A 24,914-nucleotide genomic window follows, 5' to 3' on the forward strand; every position below is an offset into this window, starting at 1 on the left:
GAGGATATGGTATGAAGCGGACCATAGGAGTTAATTCCAACTGCTACCACGGTTACAGCGTGGAGGATGCCCTGGAAGGCATTGCTGCGGCAGGATTTCATTACGTGGAGCTGACCGCCACCAAGGGGTGGACCGAGCATGTGTTCCCAAGCCAGACATTTGAGTATCTGGACGGTATCAGGGAAAAGATGAAGGAACTTAAGCTGGTGCCCTTTGCCATGAGCGGACACTGCAACCTGATGGACCGGGAACGTCTGGAGGATTTTATAAGGAATATCAGGCTGGCTGCATTTTTCGGCTGTGACTATATTGTCTCCTCCGTGGGGGAGGCACACCTGGAGGACAGGGAAAAGGCAACCCTTGAGCTGGTGGCAAAGCATATCAGGATGCTGCTCCCATACCTGGAGGAATGCGGCCTTACCCTAGTTTTAGAGACCCATGGGGAACATGCCACAGGGACCATATTAAAGGAGATAACGGACCGCATCGGTTCGCCACTGGTGGGGATCAACTATGACACGGCCAATGTGATCTATTATGGAGAGGTGAAGCCCGAGGAGGATATTGACACCTGCATGGCAGATGTGAAATTCATCCATTTAAAGGATAAAGCCGGGGAGATAAGGGAATGGAATTTTCCCGCTCTGGGAAAAGGAAATGTGGACTTTTCACAGATCTTCCAAAAGCTTTCCCTGGCGGGGAACGGCTGCCCCTTCAGCATTGAGATTGAATTTACGCCTGAGGGCGCGGGAAGTCTGGAAGCGGTAAACCAGGCTGTCATGGAATCAGCCGCCTACTTAAAATGCCAGGGATTTGAACTGTAACAGGGAGATCGTTACATCCTGACGTTTCCAGGGGCCGATGGGATCATGGAGCCTGTCAGGTGTATCAGATAGAATATGAAGGAGGATCATTCATGAGAAAGATGAAAAAAGTAACAGCGCTTCTGATGGCCGGTGCCATGGTGGCATCCATGGCCGCATGCGGGGCAAAGCAGGAGCCGGCGGCAGCCACAACAGCCGCACAGAGCCAGGAGAGCAAGGAGGAGACCACTGAGGCAGCCAAGTCCGGGGATACCGCCCCGGAGGAGACCACAGGAGAGGCAAAAGCAGCCAAGGACAGCTACACATTCGGCTACATTGCTTACGACAATACGGATATCTGGAACGAGTATTCTTCCAAAGCATTTGAGTACGCTGCTTCACAGGCGGATGTGGAGGTAAAAACCATTGTCCTGGATTCCAAGAACAGTCTGGAGGAATCCATCACAGCCATGGAATCCCTGATCCAGCAGGAGGTGGACGGCATTTCCATATTCCCTATCTCCACAGAGCAGGGAGCACAGCTTGTAAAGATGGCCAACGAGGCCAATATCCCGGTTACCATTGAAAACTTTGCAATGGATATTGATGATCCCGGGGATTACATAGCTTCCGTGGCCTGCGAATATGACCAGATCGGTTATGCGGCCATGAAGTATATTGCTGAGACAAAACCAGGGGCAAAGGTATTTTTCTGCGCGGGCCAGGAAGGCGCGGGCGTATATGAGAAGTACCAGGAAGGCGTGGACCGCGCGCTGGCGGATCTGGGCGACCAGGTGGAAGTGGTTGCAACCCTTCACGGCGACTGGCTGACAGACAAGGCGTACAATGTAACCACGGACTTTATTTCCACAGGACAGGAGTTTGATTACATTTTCGCAAACAACGGCATGATGGCCCAGGGCTGCTATCAGGCATTAAAGGATGCGGATATGGCGGACATCCCCATTGTCTCCACAGGCGGTTCACCGGACGACTACAAGATGCTTCAAGACGGCGTGGAGGCTGCTAATATGACAGCCCCCGTATCCATCCAGGGCGTTCAGACCTTTAAGAACCTGTATGATGCCGTGGTAGAGGGCAAGACACCTGAGAAATTTGTTTCCCTTCCCATCGTGCCTGTATCTGCGGACAAGCTGGACGAGTTCATTGCATGGGATGACTATGCAGCTGCTTACGACTATGTATACGGCAAGTAAAGGATCGATCAGGACCAAGTAAGAAATTTATGAAGCTGCCTCATGGCGTGTTTGAGAAATCATTGCACCTTCAGGCAGCTTTATTGAGAGTTACAGGAGGTGATACGAATGAATGTTGATTATAGGGAGAAACCGATCCTTGAAATGCAGGATATTGTCAAGGAGTTTTCAGGCGTATATGCGCTGTCCGGTATCACTTTTGATCTGTACCGATCAGAGATCCACTGCCTGGTGGGGGAGAACGGGGCCGGAAAGTCCACATTGATGAAGGTGCTCAGCGGCGCCTACACTCCCAGCGGCGGAAAGATCTGTATTGACGGAAAGGATTACAGGACCCTGACACCCACCCTGTCCAAGGAGCTGGGGGTCAATATTGTATATCAGGAAAATGATCTGGTTCCCAGTATGAATGTGGTGGAAAATATTTATGTGGGAAATGAAGTGGCGGACCGGTTCGGCCTGGTGAATTTTAAGGCCATGCTGGAGGAGACAAGGCGTCAGATGGAGGACCTGAAGATCCACATCGACCCGTTGACAAAGATCGAGGACCTGTCCGTGTCCGACCAGCAGTTTGTGAAGATATTAAAGGCTCTTTCCATTGAGCCAAGGGTACTGATCATGGATGAACCCACGTCCATGTTTAATGTGGAAGACGCGGCCAAGGTCCTGCAGCTGGCACAGACCATAGCGGCCAAGGGGATCGGAATTATATATATTTCTCATTATCTTGAAGAAATTCGGCAGATCGCGGACCGTATCACGGTTATCCGCGATGGGGCTGTTGTAAATACATATGAAAATACAAACAGGGACATTGAGCTCTCCGTCATTACCCGGGACATGGTGGGCCGTCCCGTGGACACTTTTTACCAGAAAGAAAGGCATGAGATCGGGGAAGTGATGCTGGAGGTCAGGGACCTGCAGCTGAAAAAGGAGGGGCCTAAGGTCAGCTTTGCGGTGAGAAAAGGGGAGATCCTTGGATTTGCCGGCATGGTGGGAGCAGGAAGGACAGAGATCGTAAGGGCTCTCACCGGTGCGGACCCCAAATACGGGGGAGATGTTTTGATCAACGGCAAAAAAGTAGTGATCCGCAATCCCAGGGAAAGCATTGAACATGGGTTTGCCCACATTACCGAGGACCGGCAGGGATTGGGCCTGATGCTCCATATCAGTGTGCTGGAAAATGCCACCATTGTGGGACTGGGGAAACAGATCAAGGGCTTTTTGGTGGATATAAAAAAGCATCCGCGCCTCATTGAACCCCTGGTACAGAAACTGAGGATAAAAACCCCCAGTGTGTGGACAGAGGCGGTTTACCTGTCAGGCGGAAACCAGCAAAAGGTGGTTTTGGCAAAATGGCTGTTTGCGCAGCAGGAGATCTATATATTCGATGAACCCACAAGGGGGATCGATGTGAATGCCAAGGCGGAATTTTATAAGCAGATGTCTGAGCTGACCAAACAGGGAAAATGCATTATCATGATCAGCTCGGATATGCCGGAGCTGATCTCCATGAGCGACAGGGTGCTTGTGATCCGAAACGGTGCAGTGGACAGTGAGCTTACCGGAAAACAGATCACGGAGCAGGAGATTATTAAACGAGCGTTAGGGGTGAAAAAAGATGAACAATAGGAAAAAACTGTTAAAAGACCAAAGAATTCTGCTGGCATTTGTAATTGTGGCCATCATTGCGGTGGTGTCCATGATCAATCCGAAATTCATCGCAGTCAAAAACCTCATAACCATTTTTCAGCAGATTTCCGTGATCGGTATCCTGACAATGGCTATGAGTATGCTGCTGATCAGCGGAGGCATTGACCTGTCGGTGGGGAATATCATGGTTTTGTCAGGGGTTGTCATGGCACAGATCATCAACACAAGCAGGAATATCCCTCTGGCTGTTGCGGCCGGGATCGGGGCAGCGGTCGCCTGCGGAGTGCTCAACGGGTTTGTGATCGCGAAAAGCAAGTGCATCCCCCTGATCATTACCCTGGGGACCAGCCAGGTGTTTTACGGGCTGGCGCTGACCATATCGGGAGGCAGGATCATGAGCTTTGGGGGTGCATTTAATGCCATTGGAAAGACAAAGCTGTTTGATGTATTTCCGGTAATGCTGTTTGTGCTGGCCGCAATGGTCATGCTGTCATATTTCCTCATGAACAAGACCAAGTTTGGAAGACGCATCGTGGCCATTGGCGGCAATGAGAAAAATGCCTTTTTGTCTGGTATCAATGTTACCAGGTATAAGATCATTATCTATGCCATTGCGGGCTTTTTCTGCGCCATAGCAGCGGTGATCTTTTCAGCCAGGATCGACTCCATCACCGCCAATGCTGGAACCGGATATGAAACCAGCGCATTGACCGCGGCCATCATTGGCGGAGTTACATTTGACGGAGGCAAGGGGACTGTCTCAGGAGCGTTTCTGGGCTGCGTGCTCATGGGCGTTATCAGCAATGCCATGAACATTCTCCAGGTGGAGACCTATATCCAGACCATTATCACCGGAGCCATCATTGTCTGCGCGGTGGTGCTGAGCAATATAAATAATATTAAGAAGAAATAGGAGGTAGGGCAGTGGTAAGAATAGCAATCTTAGGAGCCGGTTTTATGGGAGGAACCCATGGAACCGCCTACCAGAATATCAGTAATGCTGAGATAGCGGCTGTGTGTGATCAGAACGAGACATTGGGAAGAGCGTTTGCGGAAAAGTATCACTGCAGGTACTACAGCAGTTTTCACCAGATGTTAGAGGAATGTCAGTTTGATGTGGCGGATATATGCCTTCCCACATTTCTTCACGAGGAGTATGTGCTTATGGGCGCCAGGCACAGGAAGCACATATTCTGTGAAAAACCGGTGGCCCTTGAGGTCAGCTCCCTGGAGCGTATGATGAAGGCGGTAAAGGAGGCCGGGGTCCTGATGATGGTTGGCCAGGTGCTGCGGTTCTGGCCGGAATATGTGAATGCCAAGGAAATGTATGAGAAAGGAAGTTTGGGTGAACTGAACTATGTGTTTGCAGCCCGCATGTCGGAGCACCCCGCCTGGAGCCAGTGGTACAGGAAACCCCAGAACAGCGGAGGCGGGCTTTTGGACCTTCATCTCCATGATGTGGACTACCTGTGCTGGCTTCTTGGAAGGGTCAAGAGTGTGTACGCGTCCGGAAAGCAGAACAAAGACGGATGCTGGAACTACGTAAGCAGCATGCTGACATTTGAATCAGGCATCTCCGCCTCCGTCCAGGGAGTGATCGAGATGGAAAAGGGATATCCCTTCACTATGGAGCTGCGGCTGGTGGGAAGCCAAAAGACCTATGAGTACGCCATGAAGGCAGGGCATAACCTGGAGGATGTGGCATCCTCCAAACGGGAGACGCGGATTTACGAAAACGGCGCCATAACTACCCTTCCCGTCAACCTCAGGGACGCCTATGAGATTGAGCTGGAACACTTTGTGGACTGCATTGAGCGCAGGTGCGAATCAGGCATCATCACAGTGGAACAGGTGCGGGAGGTGCTGTGCACCATGGAAGCCATCAAGACCTCCCTGGAAACAGGGGAAAAGGCAGAGGTGGATTATGACAGGCAGGCTTCGGTGTAGTCGGGGAATTTCCCGGACTATATTCCGAGAGTGCATTTCATATAATAGGAGGGAAGAATGAAAACCGGAGTCAGTATGTTTTCTTTTACAGAGGATGCGGATCTAAGGCATCTGTTTCCACTGGTCAAACAGGCGGGATATGATGGAGTGGAACCTGTCCTCAGCGAGAATGGATATTTAAACCAGAACACATCGGAGCGGGAAATACTGGAGATTAAAAAAATGGCACAGGACACAGGGCTGGAGATACCCAGCGTGGGGGTATGGTCCCTGTGGGAGAACAACCTTGTGTCCAACGACCCGTCCATCCGGCAAAAGGCAGAGGATATTATAAAAAAACAGATTGAATGCGCTGCCCTCATGGGAGCGGATACCATCCTTGTGGTACCCGGTTATGTGGGCTGCGACTTTGCCTCCAAACCGGAGCGGATCCGCTATGACGTGGCCTATGAGCGCTGCGTCAAAGCCTTTAGGTCCCTGGCTCCCCTGGCTGAACGCGCCGGGGTATCCATTGGGATTGAGAATGTGTGGAACCGTTTCCTCCTCTCCCCCCTGGAGATGAAGAGACTGGTGCAGGATGTGGGTTCTCCCGCCATGGGAGTCTACTTTGACGTGGGCAATATCATGTATGTGGGCTACCCCGAGGACTGGATCGGGATCCTGGGAAGCCTGATCAGGAAGATCCATTTATCCGATTACCGCACCGGCCAGGCAGGCCTGGGAGCCTTTACCGACCTCTTTGCAGGGGACGTGGACTTTGTAAAGGTGACAGAGGCTCTGAGGGCAGTGGGCTACAATGATTACCTGACCCTGGAAATGCTCCCTAACTACAAGCAGTTTCCTGAGGTCTCCATTGTCTCCAATAAGGTGGCGGTGGACCGGATATGCGGGATGATGGGGTGAGGAAGGATGAAGGGGGCAAGGAAGAATGAAGGGGCAAGGAAAGATGAAGGGTCCGGCTGTTAGTTTTCCTGGCTCAAAACAAAACGTTTCATATATTCCGATGGCAGCATCCCGGTATTTTTGAGGAATACCTTGGTAAAGTACCGGGTGCTGAAATACCCCACCCGCTCAGCCGTTTCCCGGACACTGGATGTCTGCCCGCCGGACATAAGTTCCCGGGCTTTTTTCATCCTGACACCGGTGAGATGGTCAATGAAATTTTCCCCTGTTTTCAGCTTGTAGATGCGGCTGAGATAATTGGGGGAGATATCGATCATGTCCGCAATGGTGTTAATGCCGATCTGGTCCATATAGTGTTCATCCACATAGGCATTGATCCTGTCCACCAGGTCCACGGTCTGACGGCCGGAGATCATCTGCTTTAAAAGCTCTGTGAGCTGGCTGTAGGAGCGGATATGGACATTTTCGCCGGATTCAAGGGATAGGATGCGGTTCAGGGAAGGATCACACAGGGACAGGATCCTGTCCTGATGGGAAAACTGGTCCAGCTGCGGGATCAGTTTCTGAAATTCCATGCTGTCCCCTGCCCGGTGGGCCAGCAGAAGCTTTTCCAAAAGGCCGGAAAAGGGCAGCAGCTCCTTGCGGGCGGCGCGCTCCCTATCAGAGATCAGAGACCCCAGGCAGACGCAGTATCGCAGGCTTTCCTCCTTTTGGATGGACTCGATCTGTCCGAACAGTGAGGAAAGCCCGTCAGCGGACGCATAGAACCCGGTTGCAATACACCCGCAGGTCTCGTTAAAGTATTTCAGATCCGGTATAAACTCGTCCGCTGTAATGGAGGCGCTGGCAAGGAAGCACAGCTCACCGGTAGACAAAAACGAGATGGTGGACAGCGCCCTGCGGCGTTTACAGATGCGGGATAGAACAGTGCTCAGAGCATCCAGGTCCCTTCGGAAGGTCTCCTGTTCATAGTGGTCAAAATAAAAGAGCAGCACAGTGTAGGGAGGCAGGACAAACCTGGGGGCCTGCAAAAAGCCGATGGTGGTGTAAAGGTCAAGGATTTTTTCAAACTCCAGTTCATAGTCCTTTTTCAGCAGCGCCTCCCGCTCCCGGCAGATGGCCAGTGCCTTTTCCATGGTGGCCTGCACCTCGTCCAGGCTGGCCGGCTTTAGCAGATAATCCAGGGCGCCCAGCTTTAACGCCTCCTTGGCATAGGCAAATTCAGCGTATCCGGTGAGCATGACAACCGGTATCCTTTTGGCGCTGAACTTTGAAAATGCCTGCAGCCCGGTGAGCCTGGGCATGTGGATGTCCAGGAAGATCAGGTCAGGGGTTTCCTGTTCCAGCATTTCCAGCAGTTTTTCACCGTCCGATGCCTCCAGAAACTGATGGGCGTCAGGATAAAGCTCCTCTATCATATTTTTAAGTCCCAGCCGGGTGAGACGTTCGTCATCAGCCAATATGATCTTCATGTTCCATATCCTCCTCCAAAGGTATTTTAATAATGACGGATGTGATCCCATCCTCCAGACCGATCTCAAATACCGCTTGGGGATGGATCATCCTGATCCGGTTTTCCACATTGCGGATCCCTACTTTTCCCTCTGCATAAACGGCGTCTACCTGAATGGGGACGCCGTTGTTGCGTTCCTCCAGGATCAATGCGCGGTCGCGGACAGAGGCCGTGATCCAGATGATAATGGAGATCCCCTCCGTATCCATGCCGTGCTTGATGGCGTTTTCCACCAGAGGCTGGATGAGAAGCCGGGGAATGGAGATCCCGGCAGCCTCCTCCTCCACCTGGCAGTGGAAGGTCAGGCGCTCGTCATAGCGCATTTTCAAAAGCTGGCAGTACTGGGTGCAGAATGCGAACTCCTCCTTTACCGTGGTCAGCTTGGCGTTGTTGCAGGTGTAGCGGAATATCCTGGTCAGCTGTATGATGCTGTCCTCCAGTTCCTTTTTCATTCCCAGACGGTTCATGGAAATAAAGCAGTTTAACGTATTATAAAGGAAATGGGGATTGATCTGGCTTTGCAGCGCCCGGTATTCCGCTTCCTGACGGCTGATCTCATACTTGTAGGAGCGGTCAATGTAGAGCTGCAGCTTTTGTATCATTTCGTTTAAGTTTTCAGCGATCAGGGAAAATTCCTCTGTGTTAAAGGAATCATTCTTAAGGAGCACCGTGTCGGGCACGGATGTGTTTAAGTCTCCCTTTGCAACCTCCTGCATCACCTCCAGGATGGAGTTAAGGGCCAGGGATGTCCGGCGGGAGTTGGAGCGGAAAATAAAGTACGCGGTGATGATGGATGCCAGGCTTAAGGCCGCGGCCAGGCTCCATATAATGGACACCTCTCTGGCTGTATCCCTGCGGGAGGAGACAAACACCAGCTGCCACGGCATTCCTGAGATCTCACTTTTATACAGGTCATAGGTATCGCTTCCGGTCCGGATCGTCTGACCGGCCAGGGGGAGTTCGCGGATCACATCCTCCTCCACCTTTCCCACCTGGTAGACCAGGTTTCCATCCTGGTTCACAATGACAAATCCCGAGTTCTCACTGAGCGTTACATTCTTAAAGATATCCTTTATGATCTTGTCCGAGGCATCGATCCGTATCACTCCCAGCTTCCGCTTGGTGTACACATTCCTCACCGTGTGCACGGCAGAGATAACAGCCCTGTCCGAGCCAAGGTAAACAGGGGAATCCGATACAATAAAGTCATAGGGCTGGTCGTGGTCCAGATTATTCTGGTACCAGGCCTCCGACTCATAGGCATACTCGGTATTGTCTATAAAGTCGCTGTTTTTTGTGGTGGTGACCATGATGTGGTTGTCCGGGTTTGCGGGCACAAAGGACACGGCAAGAATATCCTCCCTGGCGGTGATCAGGATGCGCTGCAGGGCGGTGATGTAGTTCTGCCGGTAGCGCTCAATGGTGTAATCCCGTGACCCGTCCCGGGTATAGTTCCCATTGTCAACGGCCGTGTAAAAATTCAGTATATCATCATAGATATAAGGGGTCAGGGTCAGTCGCTTTAAGTCATAGGCATAGGTGCTTAAATGGGTGGAGACGGAATAGAGCGAGGTGGAAAAGTATTTGTCATTGTCTTCATAGATCCGGTTCTGGAAATAGCAGGCCAGCACAGCGGATAAGATGACAATGGGCAGCACAATGCTTATAAGGAACAGGGCCAGCAGGCGGCTCTGGAAACTTTGTCTTTTTTTCAGGCGTATCACAACCAATCCTCCCAGGGTATGTCTTACATGTTTATTCTACACAGATCAGACCTGTTTAGCAATTCTTTTCAGCCCCAGGATAGAAATGAGCTTCAAAGTGTAGATTTGGGTACCTTATGAAAATGGACCCGGTGTGATAGACTTAAGCTACAAAGAAAGCCGGCTGAAAAACACAGTGTAAAAAGGAGAAGGAAATTTATGAAGAAATTAGCGTTAGCGGCCCTTGCGGGCCTGATGGCAGTCAATATGATAGGATGCTCCAAAGCTCCCGAGGAGCCGGTGCAGACCGCAGAGCAGACGTCAGCTGAGAAGGCGGGAGAGAAGGAAGATAGCCAGGGGGAGGCGGCGGCATCCACAGGCGTGACCATTGAATTTTTGTACAACTTAAACGGCGAGGCGGTCAGTGACGCCGTACAGGAGGTATGCAAGCAGTTTACCCAGGAAACAGGGATCGGCGTGGAGGCAGTGATGCCAGGCAGCAACTTTTCTGATATTATGAAAACCAGGATGGCATCCAACCAGCTCCCCGATGCATGGACGACCCATGGCTGGGCAGTGGCCAGATATGCGGAATACCTGGCGCCCTTAAATGATTTTTCCTTTGCCTCCCACATCTCACCCAGTATTCAGGAGCAGATCACGGACCAGGATGGAAACCTGTTTACCCTTCCCATTGACATGGACCTGACAGGGATCATCTATAACGTGAATGTGCTGAAGGAAGCTGGAGTGAATGTGGATGATATCAAGACATGGGCTGATTTTGAGACAGCCTGCGAGCAGATCAAGGAAGCGGGAAAAACACCCATCCAGCTGGGCGGAAAAGATAATTACACCATTGGAAACATGATGGATTTCGTAGCCCCGACCCTGATCACCAACCAGGACGAGGCCAACCAGCAGGCGCTTTTAGACGGAAGCTTTGACTGGAGCAAATGGAACACCGTAGTGGAGATGATCGATTCCTGGAGACAGAAGGGATATTTTAACACAGATGCCGTGACCGCTGATTATATGACAGGGATCAAGGCACTGGCAGCTGAGAAGGCAGCATTTATGTTTACGGCAGCCAGCGGCATCACCGAGACTTATGTACAGAATCCGGACACGGAGATGGGCTTTATGCCGCTTCCAGCCAGGGAAGAGGGCCTTAAGCAGGCGCTGATGACAGGCGAGCATTTTGCAGTGGGCATGTCAAAGACCACAGAACATCCCGAGGAAGTGAAGCAGTTTATGGATTTCCTTGCACGTGAAGATATCTGCTCCTACCTGGCAACCAAATGCGGTATGCCCTCCGGACTTGACAATGTGGAAAGCGACACAGGAAGACTGGCGCCATATTATGACAAGTATTCAACGGACAGTTCCATCCTGAACATCCCTTATTTTGACAGAAAGTACCTGCCAAGCGGCATGTGGAACGATCTCTGCGTGACAGGAGCCACCCTCCTTTCAGGCCAGTCCGATGCCCTGACCATATCTGTAGACCAGATGAAGTCCAGCTATGAGGAAAAGAAAGCACAGGAGTAAATATGAAGGTTCGGAAAAATTCAGTCATCAATCTGTTTTACCTGCCGGCAATCCTGCTGTTTCTGGTTTTTGTGATCTATCCCTTTATCCAGGGTATCCGTCTTTCTTTTACCAACTGGAACGGATACTCACAGAGCATGAAATATGTGGGGATTAAGAATTACATCCGGCTGTTCCAGGATGCAAATGTAAAAACAGCCCTTGTCAACACATTGATTTACGGCATCATGAGCACGGTCATCCAAAATATATTAGGGCTTGGTTATGCCATGTTCTTAAACACAAAATTCAAGGGCCGTTCCCTGGTGCGCACCATTATCTACATGCCTGTCATGATCGCCCCGCTGATCATGGGCTACATCATGTACTTCTTTTTCCAGTATGACGGAGGGGCGGTCAATGATATACTGATCGCTCTGGGCATGCAGCCCGTGGACCTGCTGGTGAACAGCAATTACGCCATTGTGATCATTGTCCTGGTCAATTCCCTGCAGTTTGTGGGCGTTGCCATGGTCATCTATCTGGCCGGCCTGCAGAACGTGCCGTCCATGTACTATGAAGCAGCCATGCTGGACGGGGCTACTTTCTGGGAGCGGTTTCGCCATGTGACGCTTCCCCTTCTGATGCCGGCCATCTCATCCTCCACCATATTGAACCTGATCGGAGGACTGAAGCTTTTTGACCTTGTCATGGCCCTTACAAGCGGGGGACCAGGGTTCAGTACCCACTCATTGTCCACATTGGTCACCAACCAGTACTTTTCAGCCCAGTCCGCAGGCTATGCGTCTGCCGTCGGGATCTTCTCATTCCTGCTGATCATGATCATCAGCAATGTGGTAATGGGATACTTTGACAGGAAGGAGGTGGATGTGTAATGGAAAGCTCCAAGCGGTCCAATACCTGGAAATATATCCTGGCATTTGTTATCATTGTCATTCATTTTGTGCCCATTTACATGGTGCTTGCCATTGCATTCAAATCTCCTTACGACCACTCCTCAAGATGGGCGTTCCCGGGTTATGTGTACCTGAAGAACATACACACAGCCCTGGAACGGGGCGGAATGCTGCTGGCCCTCAAGAATACGGTTATCATCAGCGGCATTTCCATTCTCCTGATCGTGGTGGTGGGCGCCATGGCAGCTTATCCTATTGCCAGGAACAGAAACAGGATGAACAATCTGGTAAAAGGATTTATTATGGGTGTGATGATGATCCCGCCTTTAAGTATCCTGGTTCCTCTTTACTCCTTTATGGCAAAGGTGCAGGGGATCAACTCCTACTGGGGCATGATCGTAACATTGCTTACCTTCCAGCTGCCCACCAGCATTTTTCTGTTTTCCAGTTTTATAAGCAGCATCCCCATTGCCCTTGAGGAGGCTGCGGCCATTGACGGCTGCGGCCCGTTCCAGACATTTTTCAGGATCATCATGCCCCAGCTGAAGCCGGTGACTGCTTCTGTGGTCATTATCACCGGGGTGAACTGCTGGAACAACTATCAATTTGCTTTATATCTGCTCCAGTCGCCTAAGATCAAGACCATCACACTGGCCATTGCAGGCTTTTTCTCAGCTGATTCGGCAAATGTGAACGGGGCGGCGGCAGCGGCATTCCTGGGAATCCTTCCTGTGATCGTGGTGTTCCTGTTCCTTCAGAAATACTTCATACAGGGTATGGTGGACAGCGCCATTAAGTAGGAGCCCTCAGCAGACGATCGGAGGTAACACATGAGCATCATATATGATAAAGAAAAACAGGTATTCCGGCTGGACACCCGGAATACCACCTACCAGTTTCGCGTGGCGGAGTTTGGTTTTCTGGAACATCTCTATTACGGCAGACGGATCCCGGACACAGCGGAGTACCTTCCGGTCAGGATCCGCCACGGATTTGAAGCCAATCCCCATGAAGCTGAAAAGGACAGGACCATAAGCCTGGATTTGATCGAGCAGGAGTACCCCGGATTCGGAGTGTCGGATTTTAAGGTGGCTGCAGTGAGCGTGATCAACGGGGACGGCTCCAACTGCATTGATTTAAGATACGTATCACACAGGATCATGGAAGGGAAATACAGCCTGAATGGAATGCCTTCCCTGAGAGAACAGGACGGTTTCTGGAAGACGCTGGAGGTGCTGCTGCGGGACCCCTATACGGATATGGAGGTGACCCTTGTCTACGGCGTGCTGGAAGAACATGACATCATCACCCGGTGTGCCAGGATCAGGAACATGGGAAAGGGGACCGTATATGTAAATGCAGCCCACTCCGCCTGCATTTCCTTCCCCACGGACCAGATGGACATGATCAGCTTTTACGGAAGCTGGGGACATGAGCGCTGCCCGGAGAGAACGCCTGTAAGGCACGGTAAGATCACTGTGGACAGTGTGCGGGGAATATCCAGCCACTATCAGAATCCGTCCACAGTGCTCTGTGCCCCCGGTGCCACGGAGGATTCGGGGGACTGCTGGGGAATCGCTCTGGTTTACAGCGGGAACTTTGCGATCACAGTGGAGGTCAATGACTTTAAGCAGACCAGGCTGGTGGCAGGGGTGAATCCGGAGACCCTGTACTGGGAGCTTGAGACAGGCGGTGTGTTTGAGACGCCGGAGGCCGTGATGACATACAGCGCCCTGGGACTTACGGGAATGAGCCATAATTTCCACCGCGCCGTCAAATATCACCTGATCCCCAAGCAGTTCATTGACCAGAGATGTCCGGTCCTGATCAACAACTGGGAAGCCACCATGATCGACTTTGACGAGGAGATGCTGGTGGACATAGCCGGCAAGGCAAAGGAACTGGGCGTTGAAATGTTTGTGATGGATGACGGCTGGTTTGGAAGAAGGACGGATGAGTACAGGGGGCTTGGAGACTGGCAGTGCAATCTGGATAAACTGCCCAGCGGCATCCCCGGGTTTGCCCGGAGGATCCACGAAAAGGGACTGAAGTTCGGTATCTGGATCGAGCCTGAGATGGTAAATGAGGACTCGCGGCTTTATGAGGAACATCCGGACTGGTGCATCCGGATCCCGGGCAGGAAACCCACCAGGCAGAGGTATCAGCTGATTCTGGATTTCAGCAGGGATGAAGTGGTGGACCAGGTCTTTGAACAGCTCTACGAAGAATTTAAGGATGCCGGGATCGATTATATCAAATGGGACATGAACCGGAGCATGACGGACCGATTCTCAGCAGCTCTCCCGGCCCGCAGGCAGGGGGAACTCTGCCACAGGTATGTGCTGGGCCTTTACCGGCTCATGGACAAGCTGACCAGGGCGTTCCCCGGCGTACGGTTTGAGGGGTGCAGCGGAGGCGGCGGAAGATTTGATATGGGAGTCCTCTATTACATGCCTCAGATATGGTGTTCTGATGATACGGATGCAATGGAGCGGATCCTGATCCAGTACGGCACCTCCATGATCTATCCGCCGTTTGTCATGGGCGCCCATGTCTCGGAATGCCCCAACCAGCAGACCGGGAGAACGGTTTCCATTGATACAAGGGCTGCTCTGGCCTACTTTGGCACCTTTGGGTATGAACTTGACCTGAACCTGCTGTCAGAGGAGGAACAGGAGGCCGTGAGAAAGCAGGTACGGTATTATAAGGATCACGGGCTGGTCTGTGCCCATGGGGATCACTATCGTCTGACCGATCCTGAAAAGGAGAGGGAGTACACGGCGTTTATGTCCGTGTCAGCTGATAAGAAGGCCGCGGTGGTGGCCTATGTACAGCGCGTTTCCGGGGCCAATAAGGGCATTATCTACATAAAGCTTAAGGGCCTTGAGGAACAGAGCCTGTATGAGATACCGGAGCTGGGATTGAGATGTTCAGGGGCCGCGCTTATGTATGCCGGGCTTCCCATGCCGGTGATCAAGGCGGACAATGAGGCCCGGGTGTTTACCCTTTGCGCAGGATAAGTTTTCCAGGTGGGCAAGTCTTTCACAAAAGTGGGGACCTGCCCGCTATTTTTTATAAAAGCAATTGCCTCCCACCACCGTGTAGGAGGAGTAGCTGCCGTAATCAGCAGCTTTGGTAGATTGGAAGAAAAGGTAATCCCCTATATTATTGGTGCCGGACAGAGCGGCTTTGACCGCTTTCAGCACGCTTTTTGAGGGTCCCTTGGTAAGATACTTGTCCAACAGACCTGATGAGGCGCCGGGGAACTGGCCCTGGGCATAGATCACATCTGTTATGGAACCGCCCCAGCGCCCTGATTTGACACGGTTGACGATCACATTGGCCACGGCCAGCTGTCCGTCATAGGAATAGCCGCCGGATTCCATCATGACGCAGGCTGCCATCAGGTAAACCTCATCATCGGAAGCTTTGATCACATATTTTGACTTTTCCTCTTCTTTTTTCTTTTCCTGCTTTTTTTCCTGTTTCTGTTCGGCTGCTTTCAGCGCAGCCTGTTCCGCTTCTATGCTGACTGCCTTGCCGGGAGTCACGCTGATCTTTGTATACTGGGTGGATACATAACCGCTGCTGTCAGAGGCCAGCTGGATCTTGGCCCATCCGTCTTTTTCCTCCAAAACAGGATAATAGTCATCCCCGGCAGCAAGGCCCACGATGGCGGACTCTGTGGAAGGTTCCTCACGCACATTCAGCGTTTGTGTGGTAACCTTGGCTGTAAAAAGTCCCAGTTCCTTGGCCAGGGGCTTGATGTCCTGCCCGAATACCAGGTAATCGTTCTTAAGCCATCCCTCCAGTTTCCCGGAGCGGATTTTGGTCCAGCCATCCTTTTGCTCCAGGATCACACCGCCGCTGCCGCGGTAGCACTTTCCCAGGATCTTTCCTTCGGTGGAGGGTTCAGCCCTTAAATTTAACACATCCGTGACATTGGCCACGGCTTTATTATCATACTCAGAAGGGGCCGGTGCAAGAGAGAGGGGAACCTGCATGGGTTCAATGGAGGCCTGAGGTTTGGCAGGCTCCGTACCTGGGGCCGCAGCGATCTGGTGTGGACGAAAAGCTGCTGACCTTGGCGGACAGACAGAGGGAAATACGCTCAGACCCAGAAGGGCCGCTGCCGTCAAGGTAAGTATGGTAGTTCTTCTGCTGGAACGGTTCCAATTCTGTTTCATAAAAACCTCGGTTTTCTTAATGTATCCGTATTTACAGTCCATTACAATTGTTACAAAAGTGTTACGAAAATACTATAACAATCTTTTCCGTGATTGTCAAGTTTGGCCGATGAAAGCCGAAGATTGTCATCATTGATTTTACAGCTGGGATTTGTTATGATAAATAAATCGAAGATAGATACCGGGCCTCTGTTGAGCAATCTCCAGAGGCCTCGTTTCAGCGCCGGATGATCGCATACCTGGAGCAATGGGCGTTTCGGCCGGAGGGAAAGATGAAGATATATGTGGTAGATGCATTTGCGGAAGAACTATTTAAAGGGAACCAGGCAGGTGTCGTACTGCTTGATAAGGAGGAGGCGTTCCCGCCGGAGTCATTTATGAAAAGCCTGGCAGCGGAGCTTAAGCATTCGGAAACCGCCCTTGTGAAACAGACAGGGGAAGATATGTTTGACATCCGGTATTTTACTCCTGAAGCGGAGGTGGAGCTGTGCGGACATGCCACCATCGCTTCCTTTGCAGCCATGCGGGATACGGGGAGGATTCATATAGGGGAATATCGGGCAGGGACCCTGGCGGGCGAACTGGCTGTTTCCCTGGAACGCCGTATGGTATGGATGGATATGGCAGAGCCTGAATACCGATATGAGTTCAGCGCCAGAGAGAGGGGACAGCTGTACGATGCATATGGCCTTGACCTGTCATCCGCACCCGGGAATCTGGTGCCTGGTATTGTGAGCACCGGGCTGTGCGATATACTCCTCCCGGTAAAAGACAGGGAGAGCCTTTACAAAGCTGTCATGGACCAGGAAAGAGTTGCAGCACTGTCAAAGCAGTACCGGGCCGTGGGGATTCATATGTTCTGTCTGGGCGGATCAGATGGGGGCACGGCCTATTGCAGGAACTTTGCTCCGTTGGTTGGAATACCGGAGGAATCAGCCACAGGCACATCCAACGGCGCTCTGACTTATTATCTGAGACGGAATGGGATTATAGAAGACGGGGCTGTCAATACCTTTGTCCAGGGAGAAACGATGGGAAAGGAATCGCGGATTTATACCAGAATCACAGGGGAGAAGATCCGGGTGGGCGGCAGCGGGAAATTGTGTATGGAGTGCAGTCTCTGCGCCGGGGAGTGCCCCTGGACCATAGGAGACTGACCAGAACGATAACGGAGATGAGAAGATGAGTCTATATGCAATCGGTGATCTGCACCTGTCCTTTACGGTGGATAAGCCCATGAGTATCTATGGAAGGGAATGGGAAAACCATGTGGCAAAGATAGAGAAGAACTGGAAAAAGCGAATCCGTGAACAGGACACAGTGGTCCTGACCGGTGACCATTCCTGGGGCCGGAACATGGATGAATGCAGGGCTGACCTGGATTTCATCGCCTCACTGCCCGGGCAGAAGATCCTGCTTAGGGGGAACCATGATATGTTCTGGGACGCTAAAAAGACCTGTCAGCTGAATGATCTGTACCAGGGCAGTCTGTCATTTCTCCAGAATAATTATTACATGTATGGGGAGTACGCCCTGGTTGGAACAAAGGGATATTGTTATGAGGGAAGGGATACGCCGGAGCAGTATGAGAAGCTGGTAAAACGGGAGCTGGAACGGCTGCGCATCTCATTTGAGCTGGCGGTTGCCGGAGGTTTCAGGAAGTTTATCATGTTCCTGCATTATCCCCCCACCAGTATCGGGGAGATGGAAAGCGTGTTTACGCGGACCGCTGAGGAATATGGAGCCAGTCAGGTGGTCTACTCCCACTGCCATGGAGCTGCCAGGTATCAGGACAGCTTTCAGGGTGAGGTAAATGGGATTGAATACAGTCTGGTATCCTCGGACTACCTGAAATTCAAACCCGGACTGATCCTGGAATAGAATAGGATATGAAATGTGAATATTTTATGATTTTATATTCTGTCCTGTCTGAATTTATATGAAGTTTATCTTTTAATGATATGCTTACAGGGTATCTTTAAAGTCAGGCCGGCAACACGGGGCAGGGGAGGATTAAAACATGGGCATATATAAGATCAGAGTATTTTTTCTGGCAGCTGCACTGTCTTTGGTATGCAGCACACAGGCGGCATGGGCGGCCGGATGGGTCCAGGAGCAGGATGGACAGTGGTATTACGAAGATGGGCAGGAGCGGCTGACGGGCTGGAACATGATCGATGGAACATGGTACTGCCTGGATTCCCGGACCGGTGCCTGGGAGCCGAAACCCCAGATCGATCCGCAAGCAGCCTGCTATCTCCTGGAGAACAGGCTGAAGGAACTGGGCCTTTACCAGGATGAGGAGGAAGAACTGCTGTTTAAGGTGGATTATGTCACTGCCGGGGAAATAAAAATATCAGTGGGATATGAAGAGAAACCCCAGGTATTCCACACACTTAATATCTACGAGGTGAACAGAAAACGGGGGATTGCGTCCCCAACCATTGGAAATGACGATATCAGTTTGTGGTGATTTCGTGGTCCATGATCCGCACAAATTCCTTCAGCACCGGGTTACCCTTCAGTCCCTTGTGGAACAGGCCGAAGACAACAGGGTCGATCCCTGTCACCGGTACATAACGCAGTCCGTTCCCTTCACAGCCGGGGTAAGACGGAAGCAGGGAAAAGCCCAGCCCGGACCTTACCAGGGCCAATATGCTCTCATATCCATCCACAAAGTAAAGCTGGGAAGGATGCCGGGCTGTGGAAATACCCATCTGGAGCTGCTCAATGGAGTGGGGGAGACGATGGGGCTCGCACAGAATCATGGGACCCTGCAGTTCCCGGACGCTGAGGGAACCGCGTCCGGCATAGGGATGGTCAGGGCTGCACACGCAGGACACGGGCAGCTTTCCCAGTTCATGGAACAGCCCGGGCATTCCCTTCATCTCCTCCTGGTGGAAGCCGAACATCACGTGGATGCGTTCTTCTTCCAGCAGATTGGCCATGGACTTAAAGGGTATCAGCTTTATGGAAGGGTGGAGGGTGGGAAACTGCTTTACCAGCTTTTCTATGACCGGAGGCAGTATGTTCAGTTCAGACTGATTATGGCAGCCAATGGTAAGAAACAGGGAATCATTAAAACCCGCCCCCAGCCTGTTTTTCGCGCTGGAGGCGATTTTTATTATGCTGGAAGCATCCTCCATAAACATAAAACCAGCTTCGGTCAGGGTTACATTTTTGCTGGTGCGTATAAAAAGCCTGGCGCCCAGCTCATCCTCCAGGGATGTGATCTGATGGCTTACCGCAGGCTGTGTGATTTTCAGGGATTCTGCGGCCCTGGAAAAATTTAGGTATTCTGCCACGGCAAGGAAACATTCTAACTGAACCGTATTCATTTCTCCCCCTCCTATGTTTTTCTAAAAATAAATTGAATCATTAACTATAAAAGATTTTTATAGATTATAACATTTTTGAATTTTACATTCAAGCGAAAATGAGTTATAAAATATAAGTAACATAATTGTTAGCTAGTTAACTATTATGCGGAATCATTTGCGGAAACGGAGGAAGGAACATGTGGGAATCAGAGGAACGGGTACTTTGGAATATCAAGAAGCTGGGAATGGGGATAGAATGTCTGCTGAACCGGCTTCTGGCAGATATGGGGCTTACAGCCTCCCGGGGACTGGTCCTGCTTTTTATTCTGGAACATCCGGGCAACACCATTTGTTCCACTGAGATCCACAAGGCATTTGGGGTTGCCAGGCCAAGCTTGGCCCGGACTGCGGCTGAAAATAAAGAATAAGGAGAGAACAGCAGAATATGAGGACTATTTTAGGACAGATCAAACAGTATAAAAAAGATTCCATCCTGACCCCGCTGTTTACCGCGCTGGAGGTAATCATGGAAGTCATGCTGCCCTTTGTCACTGCATTGATCATTGACGAGGGCATACAGGAAGGAAATATGGGAAAGGTGTACACCTATGGTGGCATCATGGTGGTCATGGCATTGGTCAGCCTGATGGCAGGGGCGCTGGCAGGGAAATATGCGGCCAGCGCATCCTCGGGCCTGGCCTGTAACCTGAGAAAGGGGATCTACGACAAAATACAGACATTTTCCTTTTCAAACATTGACAAATTCAGTACAGCCGGCCTGGTGACCCGTATGACCACGGATGTGACCAATATCCAGAACGCCTACCAGATGTGCATCAGGATAGCGGTGCGTTCCCCGCTGATGCTGGTGTGCAGCATGGTGATGTCATTTATGATCAGCCCCAGGCTGAGCATGATATTCCTGGCAGCCATTGTGTTCCTGGCCTGTGTGCTGGGATGTTTTATGATGATGGCGAGAAAGACATTTGACGTGGTATTTAAACGGTATGACGATCTGAACGCAAGTGTCCAGGAAAATGTCTCGGGCATCCGCGTGGTCAAGGCATATGTGAGGGAGGAGTATGAAAACACCAAGTTTGCCGGGGCGGCAGACAATCTGTGCCGTTTGTTTGTGAAGGCGGAGAGCATCCTGGCCCTTAACAACCCGGTGATGATGCTGGTGGTTTACAGCTGCATCCTGTCGGTATCCTGGTTTGGCGCCCGGTTTATTGTCGGCGGGACCATGACCACCGGGGAACTGACCTCCCTGTTCAGCTATGTCATGTCCATCATGATGTCCCTAATGATGCTCTCCATGGTATTTGTGATGATAACCATGAGTTCCTCCAGCATCCGAAGGATTGAGGAGGTGTTTATGGAGGAGCCGGATATCAGGAACCCTGAGCAGCCTGTGACAGAGGTGGCGGACGGCAGCATTGATTTTAACAAGGTGGGATTTTCCTACAGAAAGGGCAGTGGAAAGCAGGCACTTACCGACATTGACCTTCACATCCGGGCCGGCGAGACCCTGGGGATAATCGGAGGCACGGGCAGCGGCAAGACCAGTCTTGTAAGCCTGATCAGCCGTCTTTATGACGTGGACACCGGCTCTGTGTGCGTAGGGGGCAGAGATGTCCGGGACTATGATTTGGAGGTCCTGAGGGATGCCGTGTCAGTGGTCCTTCAGAAAAATGTCCTGTTTTCCGGTACCATTCTGGAGAACCTGCGCTGGGGAAATGAGGCGGCCACGGACCAGGAGTGTATGGATGCCTGCAGGGCCGCCTGTGCGGATGAGTTCATCCAGCAGCTACCTGAAAAATATCACACACTGATCGAGCGGGGAGGCACCAATGTGTCAGGCGGACAGAAACAGAGACTTTGTATTGCCAGGGCATTGTTAAAGAACCCCAAAGTACTGATCCTGGATGACTCCACCAGCGCGGTGGACACGGCAACGGATGCCAGGATCAGGTCAGCCTTTGCAGCAGCCATACCCGGCACCACAAAGATCATTATTTCCCAGCGTATTTCAAGCGTACAGCATGCGGACCATATCCTGGTGATGGATGACGGAAGGATCAATGGCTTTGGCACACATGAGGAGCTGGCTGCATCCAATGAGATCTACCGGGAGATTTACGAGTCCCAGAACAAGGGCGGAGGAGATTTTGACCAGATCCAGAGCGGAGGCGGTGAGACTGAGCCGGCACGGACAGGAAAGGAGTGTGTTGCCTGATGGAAAATAATAGAAAGAGCAAGGCCAATGAATCCCTGGGAATTTTAATGCGGGTCATCAAATACATGGTTACAAACTACAAACTGGCCTTTCTGGCAGTCCTGGCGTGCATCATACTTTCCGCGGCAGCCACTGCAAGGGGAATGCTGTTTATCCAGTCACTGGTGGACGATTACATCCAGCCCCTGCTGGCCCAGGCAGCGGGGATGCAGGCCGCGGGAGGACAGGGAGCTGTGGGAGGACAGGGAGCTGTGGGAGGACAGGGAGCTGTGGGAGGACAGGCTGCCCTGGATTTCACTCCGCTGTTCACGGCGCTGTGCGGACTGGCAGCTCTCTACCTGGTCAGTATCCTGGCATCCTATGCTTATAACAGAGTCATGGTTACCGTGAGCCAGGGGACCATGAAGCGCCTGAGAATCCAGTTGTTTGAGCGCATGGAATCCCTGCCCATTAAGTATTTTGATACCCACGCCCACGGTGATATCATGTCAGTGTACACCAATGACGTGGATACCCTGCGCCAGCTTATGAGCCAGAGTGTCCCCCAGGTGATCAACTCGGCAGTTACCCTGGCGGCGACCGCTGTCTCCATGCTGCTTCTCAACGTGCCGCTCACCCTTCTCACCTTTGCCATGGCCTGTGTGATGCTGGCTGTCACCAGATGCCTTTCCGGCCGGTCCGCTGTCCATTTTGGAGAGCAGCAAAAAGCCCTTGGAATTGTGGACGGTTATATAGAGGAAATGATGGACGGCCAAAAGGTGGTTAAGGTTTTCTGCCACGAAAACCAGGCCATGAAGGAGTTTGAGGACCTAAATGAACGGCTGAGGGACAGCGCGGATAAGGCCAACCGGTACGCCAACCTGCTGATGCCTGTAAACTCCAATATCGGAAACCTAAGTTACGTGCTGTGTGCGGTGGCGGGTGCCCTGCTGGCCCTGAACGGCATTGGGGGGATCACCATTGGAACCATCATGGCATTTGTGGGCCTTAACAAGAACTTTACCCAGCCTATTACCCAGATCAGCCAGCAAATGAATTCGGTTGTTATGGCCGCGGCAGGTGCAGAACGGGTATTTGAACTGCTGGATGAAATGCCGGAGGAGGACCAGGGATATGTGGAGTTTGTCAATGTAAAGGAGCATGCGGACGGAACACTGGAGGAGACGGATCAGCGCACCGGAGTCTGGGCCTGGAAGCATCCCCATAAACAGGAGGGGACGGTCACTTACAAAAAGATGGAGGGCGGCGTTGTGTTTGACGGGGTGGATTTCGGTTATGATGACTCCAAGATGGTACTCCATGATATTAAAATGTTCGCAGAGCCAGGACAGAAGATCGCCTTCGTAGGCTCCACGGGAGCCGGAAAGACCACCATAACCAACCTGATCAACCGTTTCTATGACATCCAGGACGGAAAGATCCGCTATGACGGGATCAATATCAATAAAATAAAAAAGCCGGCTCTGCGCCGGTCGCTGGGAATCGTCCTGCAGGATACCCATCTGTTTACCGGTACTGTTATGGACAACATACGGTACGGACGGCTGGATGCAACGGACGCAGAGTGTATGAACGCGGCCAAACTGGCCAATGCGGACAGCTTTATCCGCCGCCTTCCCGATGGTTATGAGACCGTGCTTACAGGGGACGGAGGAAGCCTGAGCCAGGGGCAGAGGCAGCTTCTTGCCATAGCCAGGGCGGCTGTAGCCGACCCGCCTGTGCTGATCCTGGATGAGGCCACCTCATCCATTGACACCAGAACTGAATCCCTGGTCCAGGCGGGAATGGACGCCCTTATGAAGGGCAGGACCACCTTTGTCATTGCCCACAGGCTTTCCACCATCCGCAATTCAGACTGTATCATGGTTATGGAACAGGGCAGGATTATCGAGCGCGGGTCGCATGATGAGCTGATCCATAGAAAAGGAAAATATTACCAGCTCTACACGGGCAATTTTGAGGAAGCGGGCTAAAGCGTATAAGGATTGTCAGGTTGGGGATGTTTCCCCAACCTTCAGCTGCAGTTCCGTGACCTGCTCCTGCTCATACATGGTGGCATGTACATCGATCCACAGCAGTTCCAGCATGGGCCCCAGAATCGTCATGGAGTGGTCCCTGGCATGTTGGATCAGCTGCGGCACATAGATCTGGTTTTGGCGGCAGTCTCCGTTGTAGCAGACCGAAAGATAGGCGCCCGGTTCGATCTGATGTTCACCGTCCGGGTGCAGGATAAAGACCGCGTCATATTGCTGGCAGCGTCCCTCCATGGCGGCCTCCGGGTTTACAAAGGATCCCATCTGGTTATTGCCGATGATATACTGGCGCCCCGGTCCGATGGAGACCAGCTGCTTGATGAGGATATCCATTTCTTCGTTTGTCTTATAACTCTGCATGATCCTGTGGCAGGGACGGGCAGGCATTTCCTTCAGGGTGATTTCTCCCCTGGGAAGCTCGCCGGCCCTGGCAATGGTCTGTCTGCGGGCGGTAATATTATCCCTCAGGGCATTCAGGCGGTCAATCTGCCGGTCGATCAAATCCATTTCCTGTTCAAATAATTCCAAGGTGGAGCGGACGCTCCTGTTCATAATATAATCCCGTATCTGGTCCATGAAAAATCCAAGACCGCGCAGGTCGCGTATAATATTCAGGCACCACAGGTCTTCGGTGCGGTAGACACGGTATCCGTTGGTAGCCCTGCGCGGGACCAGGATCCCCAGCTCCTCGTAATAGCGGAGCACATCCGTGCTGATGCCGTATAATGCGGCAATTTCCCCAATTTTATAATAAGTTGACATAGACACCTCTTTCCTGTGCAGATCAGAATTGAGCAATATCAAAAAATAATCCAGGATCATGCAAAACACCTCTTTACCTTGGTATTATACCAAGGTCAGACTGTAGACAACTAGCCTCCTAATAGGAGGCGGTTGTCTTTTTTCTTTCACTCAGGATTTCGATGTAGTATAATAGTACTATACGAAAGTG

The 24,914-nt window shown here is 51.7% G+C and carries 21 protein-coding genes; 16 read left to right on the forward strand and 5 right to left on the reverse strand.

The genetic code is table 11. The features are described from left to right. Nucleotides 1-11: 11 nt before the first annotated feature. The 6 genes from ABID13_RS22625 to ABID13_RS22650 all read left to right on the forward strand — a co-directional run bounded on the left by ABID13_RS22625 (nt 12) and on the right by ABID13_RS22650 (nt 6,523). Complete coding sequence (locus ABID13_RS22625) at nt 12-824, forward strand: sugar phosphate isomerase/epimerase family protein (RefSeq protein WP_048929451.1); 813 nt, start codon at nt 12-14, stop codon at nt 822-824. Nucleotides 825-916: 92 nt separating this feature from the next. Next, entirely contained in the window at nt 917-2,020 is a 1,104-nt protein-coding gene (locus tag ABID13_RS22630; protein WP_007862970.1) for a sugar ABC transporter substrate-binding protein, read from the forward strand. A 108-nt stretch (nt 2,021-2,128) separates the two neighbouring features. Next, nucleotides 2,129-3,652 (forward strand): sugar ABC transporter ATP-binding protein, encoded by a 1,524-nt coding sequence (locus ABID13_RS22635; RefSeq protein ID WP_048929450.1) that lies wholly within the window; start codon nt 2,129-2,131, stop codon nt 3,650-3,652. Beyond that, nucleotides 3,642-4,586 (forward strand): ABC transporter permease, encoded by a 945-nt coding sequence (locus ABID13_RS22640; protein WP_007862968.1) that lies wholly within the window; start codon nt 3,642-3,644, stop codon nt 4,584-4,586. Before ABID13_RS22635 ends, ABID13_RS22640 begins: the two co-directional genes overlap by 11 nt. Before the next feature lie 11 nt (nt 4,587-4,597). Then, nucleotides 4,598-5,620 (forward strand): Gfo/Idh/MocA family protein, encoded by a 1,023-nt coding sequence (locus tag ABID13_RS22645; protein ID WP_143111272.1) that lies wholly within the window; start codon nt 4,598-4,600, stop codon nt 5,618-5,620. Nucleotides 5,621-5,677: 57 nt separating this feature from the next. Continuing rightward, complete coding sequence (locus ABID13_RS22650; RefSeq protein ID WP_007862964.1) at nt 5,678-6,523, forward strand: sugar phosphate isomerase/epimerase family protein; 846 nt, start codon at nt 5,678-5,680, stop codon at nt 6,521-6,523. 59 nt (nt 6,524-6,582) lie between these two features. On the opposite strand, the gene ABID13_RS22655 is transcribed toward ABID13_RS22650, so the two are convergent. Both ABID13_RS22655 and ABID13_RS22660 read right to left on the reverse strand, forming a co-directional pair. Next, nucleotides 6,583-7,995: a response regulator gene (locus ABID13_RS22655; protein ID WP_048929448.1), complete on the reverse strand. Its 1,413-nt coding sequence runs from the start codon at nt 7,993-7,995 to the stop codon at nt 6,583-6,585. Continuing rightward, a complete protein-coding gene (locus tag ABID13_RS22660) occupies nt 7,976-9,760 on the reverse strand; it encodes a sensor histidine kinase (RefSeq protein WP_007862944.1) in 1,785 nt (594 codons plus the stop codon). The genes ABID13_RS22655 and ABID13_RS22660 overlap by 20 nt, the downstream gene beginning before the upstream one ends. Nucleotides 9,761-9,958: 198 nt before the next feature. On the opposite strand from ABID13_RS22660, the gene ABID13_RS22665 reads away from it, so the two are divergent. Genes ABID13_RS22665 through ABID13_RS22680 form a run of 4 tightly spaced genes read left to right on the forward strand, consistent with a single transcriptional unit; the run spans nt 9,959 to nt 15,206 of the window. Then, nucleotides 9,959-11,290 (forward strand): ABC transporter substrate-binding protein, encoded by a 1,332-nt coding sequence (locus tag ABID13_RS22665; RefSeq protein ID WP_007862935.1) that lies wholly within the window; start codon nt 9,959-9,961, stop codon nt 11,288-11,290. 2 nt (nt 11,291-11,292) lie between these two features. Further along, on the forward strand, nt 11,293-12,165 hold the full coding sequence (locus ABID13_RS22670; RefSeq protein WP_007862934.1) for a carbohydrate ABC transporter permease: 873 nt from the start codon (nt 11,293-11,295) through the stop codon (nt 12,163-12,165). Continuing rightward, on the forward strand, nt 12,165-12,986 hold the full coding sequence (locus ABID13_RS22675; protein ID WP_048929447.1) for a carbohydrate ABC transporter permease: 822 nt from the start codon (nt 12,165-12,167) through the stop codon (nt 12,984-12,986). The genes ABID13_RS22670 and ABID13_RS22675 overlap by 1 nt, the downstream gene beginning before the upstream one ends. A 30-nt stretch (nt 12,987-13,016) precedes the next feature. Further along, nucleotides 13,017-15,206: an alpha-galactosidase gene (locus ABID13_RS22680; RefSeq protein ID WP_045092046.1), complete on the forward strand. Its 2,190-nt coding sequence runs from the start codon at nt 13,017-13,019 to the stop codon at nt 15,204-15,206. Between the two features lie 45 nt (nt 15,207-15,251). On the opposite strand, the gene ABID13_RS22685 is transcribed toward ABID13_RS22680, so the two are convergent. Continuing rightward, on the reverse strand, nt 15,252-16,373 hold the full coding sequence (locus ABID13_RS22685; RefSeq protein WP_048929446.1) for a cell wall hydrolase: 1,122 nt from the start codon (nt 16,371-16,373) through the stop codon (nt 15,252-15,254). 272 nt (nt 16,374-16,645) lie between these two features. On the opposite strand from ABID13_RS22685, the gene ABID13_RS22690 reads away from it, so the two are divergent. The 3 genes from ABID13_RS22690 to ABID13_RS22700 all read left to right on the forward strand — a co-directional run bounded on the left by ABID13_RS22690 (nt 16,646) and on the right by ABID13_RS22700 (nt 18,846). Continuing rightward, nucleotides 16,646-17,530 (forward strand): PhzF family phenazine biosynthesis protein, encoded by an 885-nt coding sequence (locus ABID13_RS22690; protein WP_048929445.1) that lies wholly within the window; start codon nt 16,646-16,648, stop codon nt 17,528-17,530. Between the two features lie 25 nt (nt 17,531-17,555). Beyond that, nucleotides 17,556-18,254 (forward strand): metallophosphoesterase, encoded by a 699-nt coding sequence (locus tag ABID13_RS22695; protein WP_007862929.1) that lies wholly within the window; start codon nt 17,556-17,558, stop codon nt 18,252-18,254. A gap of 139 nt (nt 18,255-18,393) precedes the next feature. After that, a complete protein-coding gene (locus ABID13_RS22700) occupies nt 18,394-18,846 on the forward strand; it encodes a hypothetical protein (RefSeq protein WP_045092047.1) in 453 nt (150 codons plus the stop codon). Here ABID13_RS22700 and ABID13_RS22705 read toward each other — a convergent pair. After that, the gene (locus ABID13_RS22705; RefSeq protein WP_007862926.1) at nt 18,833-19,711 is read right to left on the reverse strand and encodes a LysR family transcriptional regulator; all 879 of its coding nucleotides are present in this window, start codon (nt 19,709-19,711) and stop codon (nt 18,833-18,835) included. The two genes, ABID13_RS22700 and ABID13_RS22705, sit on opposite strands and share 14 nt — an antisense overlap. Before the next feature lie 179 nt (nt 19,712-19,890). Here ABID13_RS22705 and ABID13_RS22710 point away from each other — a divergent pair, with 179 nt between their 5' ends. Genes ABID13_RS22710 through ABID13_RS22720 form a run of 3 tightly spaced genes read left to right on the forward strand, consistent with a single transcriptional unit; the run spans nt 19,891 to nt 23,902 of the window. Beyond that, the gene (locus ABID13_RS22710) at nt 19,891-20,121 is read left to right on the forward strand and encodes a winged helix DNA-binding protein (protein WP_045092048.1); all 231 of its coding nucleotides are present in this window, start codon (nt 19,891-19,893) and stop codon (nt 20,119-20,121) included. Between the two features lie 17 nt (nt 20,122-20,138). Continuing rightward, the gene (locus ABID13_RS22715) at nt 20,139-21,929 is read left to right on the forward strand and encodes an ABC transporter ATP-binding protein (protein ID WP_048929443.1); all 1,791 of its coding nucleotides are present in this window, start codon (nt 20,139-20,141) and stop codon (nt 21,927-21,929) included. Then, nucleotides 21,929-23,902, forward strand: coding sequence for an ABC transporter ATP-binding protein (locus tag ABID13_RS22720; RefSeq protein ID WP_048929442.1), 1,974 nt, complete (start codon nt 21,929-21,931; stop codon nt 23,900-23,902). Before ABID13_RS22715 ends, ABID13_RS22720 begins: the two co-directional genes overlap by 1 nt. A 15-nt stretch (nt 23,903-23,917) precedes the next feature. On the opposite strand, the gene ABID13_RS22725 is transcribed toward ABID13_RS22720, so the two are convergent. After that, nucleotides 23,918-24,724: a MerR family transcriptional regulator gene (locus ABID13_RS22725; RefSeq protein WP_048929613.1), complete on the reverse strand. Its 807-nt coding sequence runs from the start codon at nt 24,722-24,724 to the stop codon at nt 23,918-23,920. Nucleotides 24,725-24,914 lie beyond the last annotated feature (190 nt).

The sequence above is a fragment of the Enterocloster citroniae genome (genome assembly GCF_040545455.1).
In the GTDB taxonomy this organism is placed as follows: Bacteria; Bacillota; Clostridia; order Lachnospirales; family Lachnospiraceae; genus Enterocloster; species Enterocloster citroniae.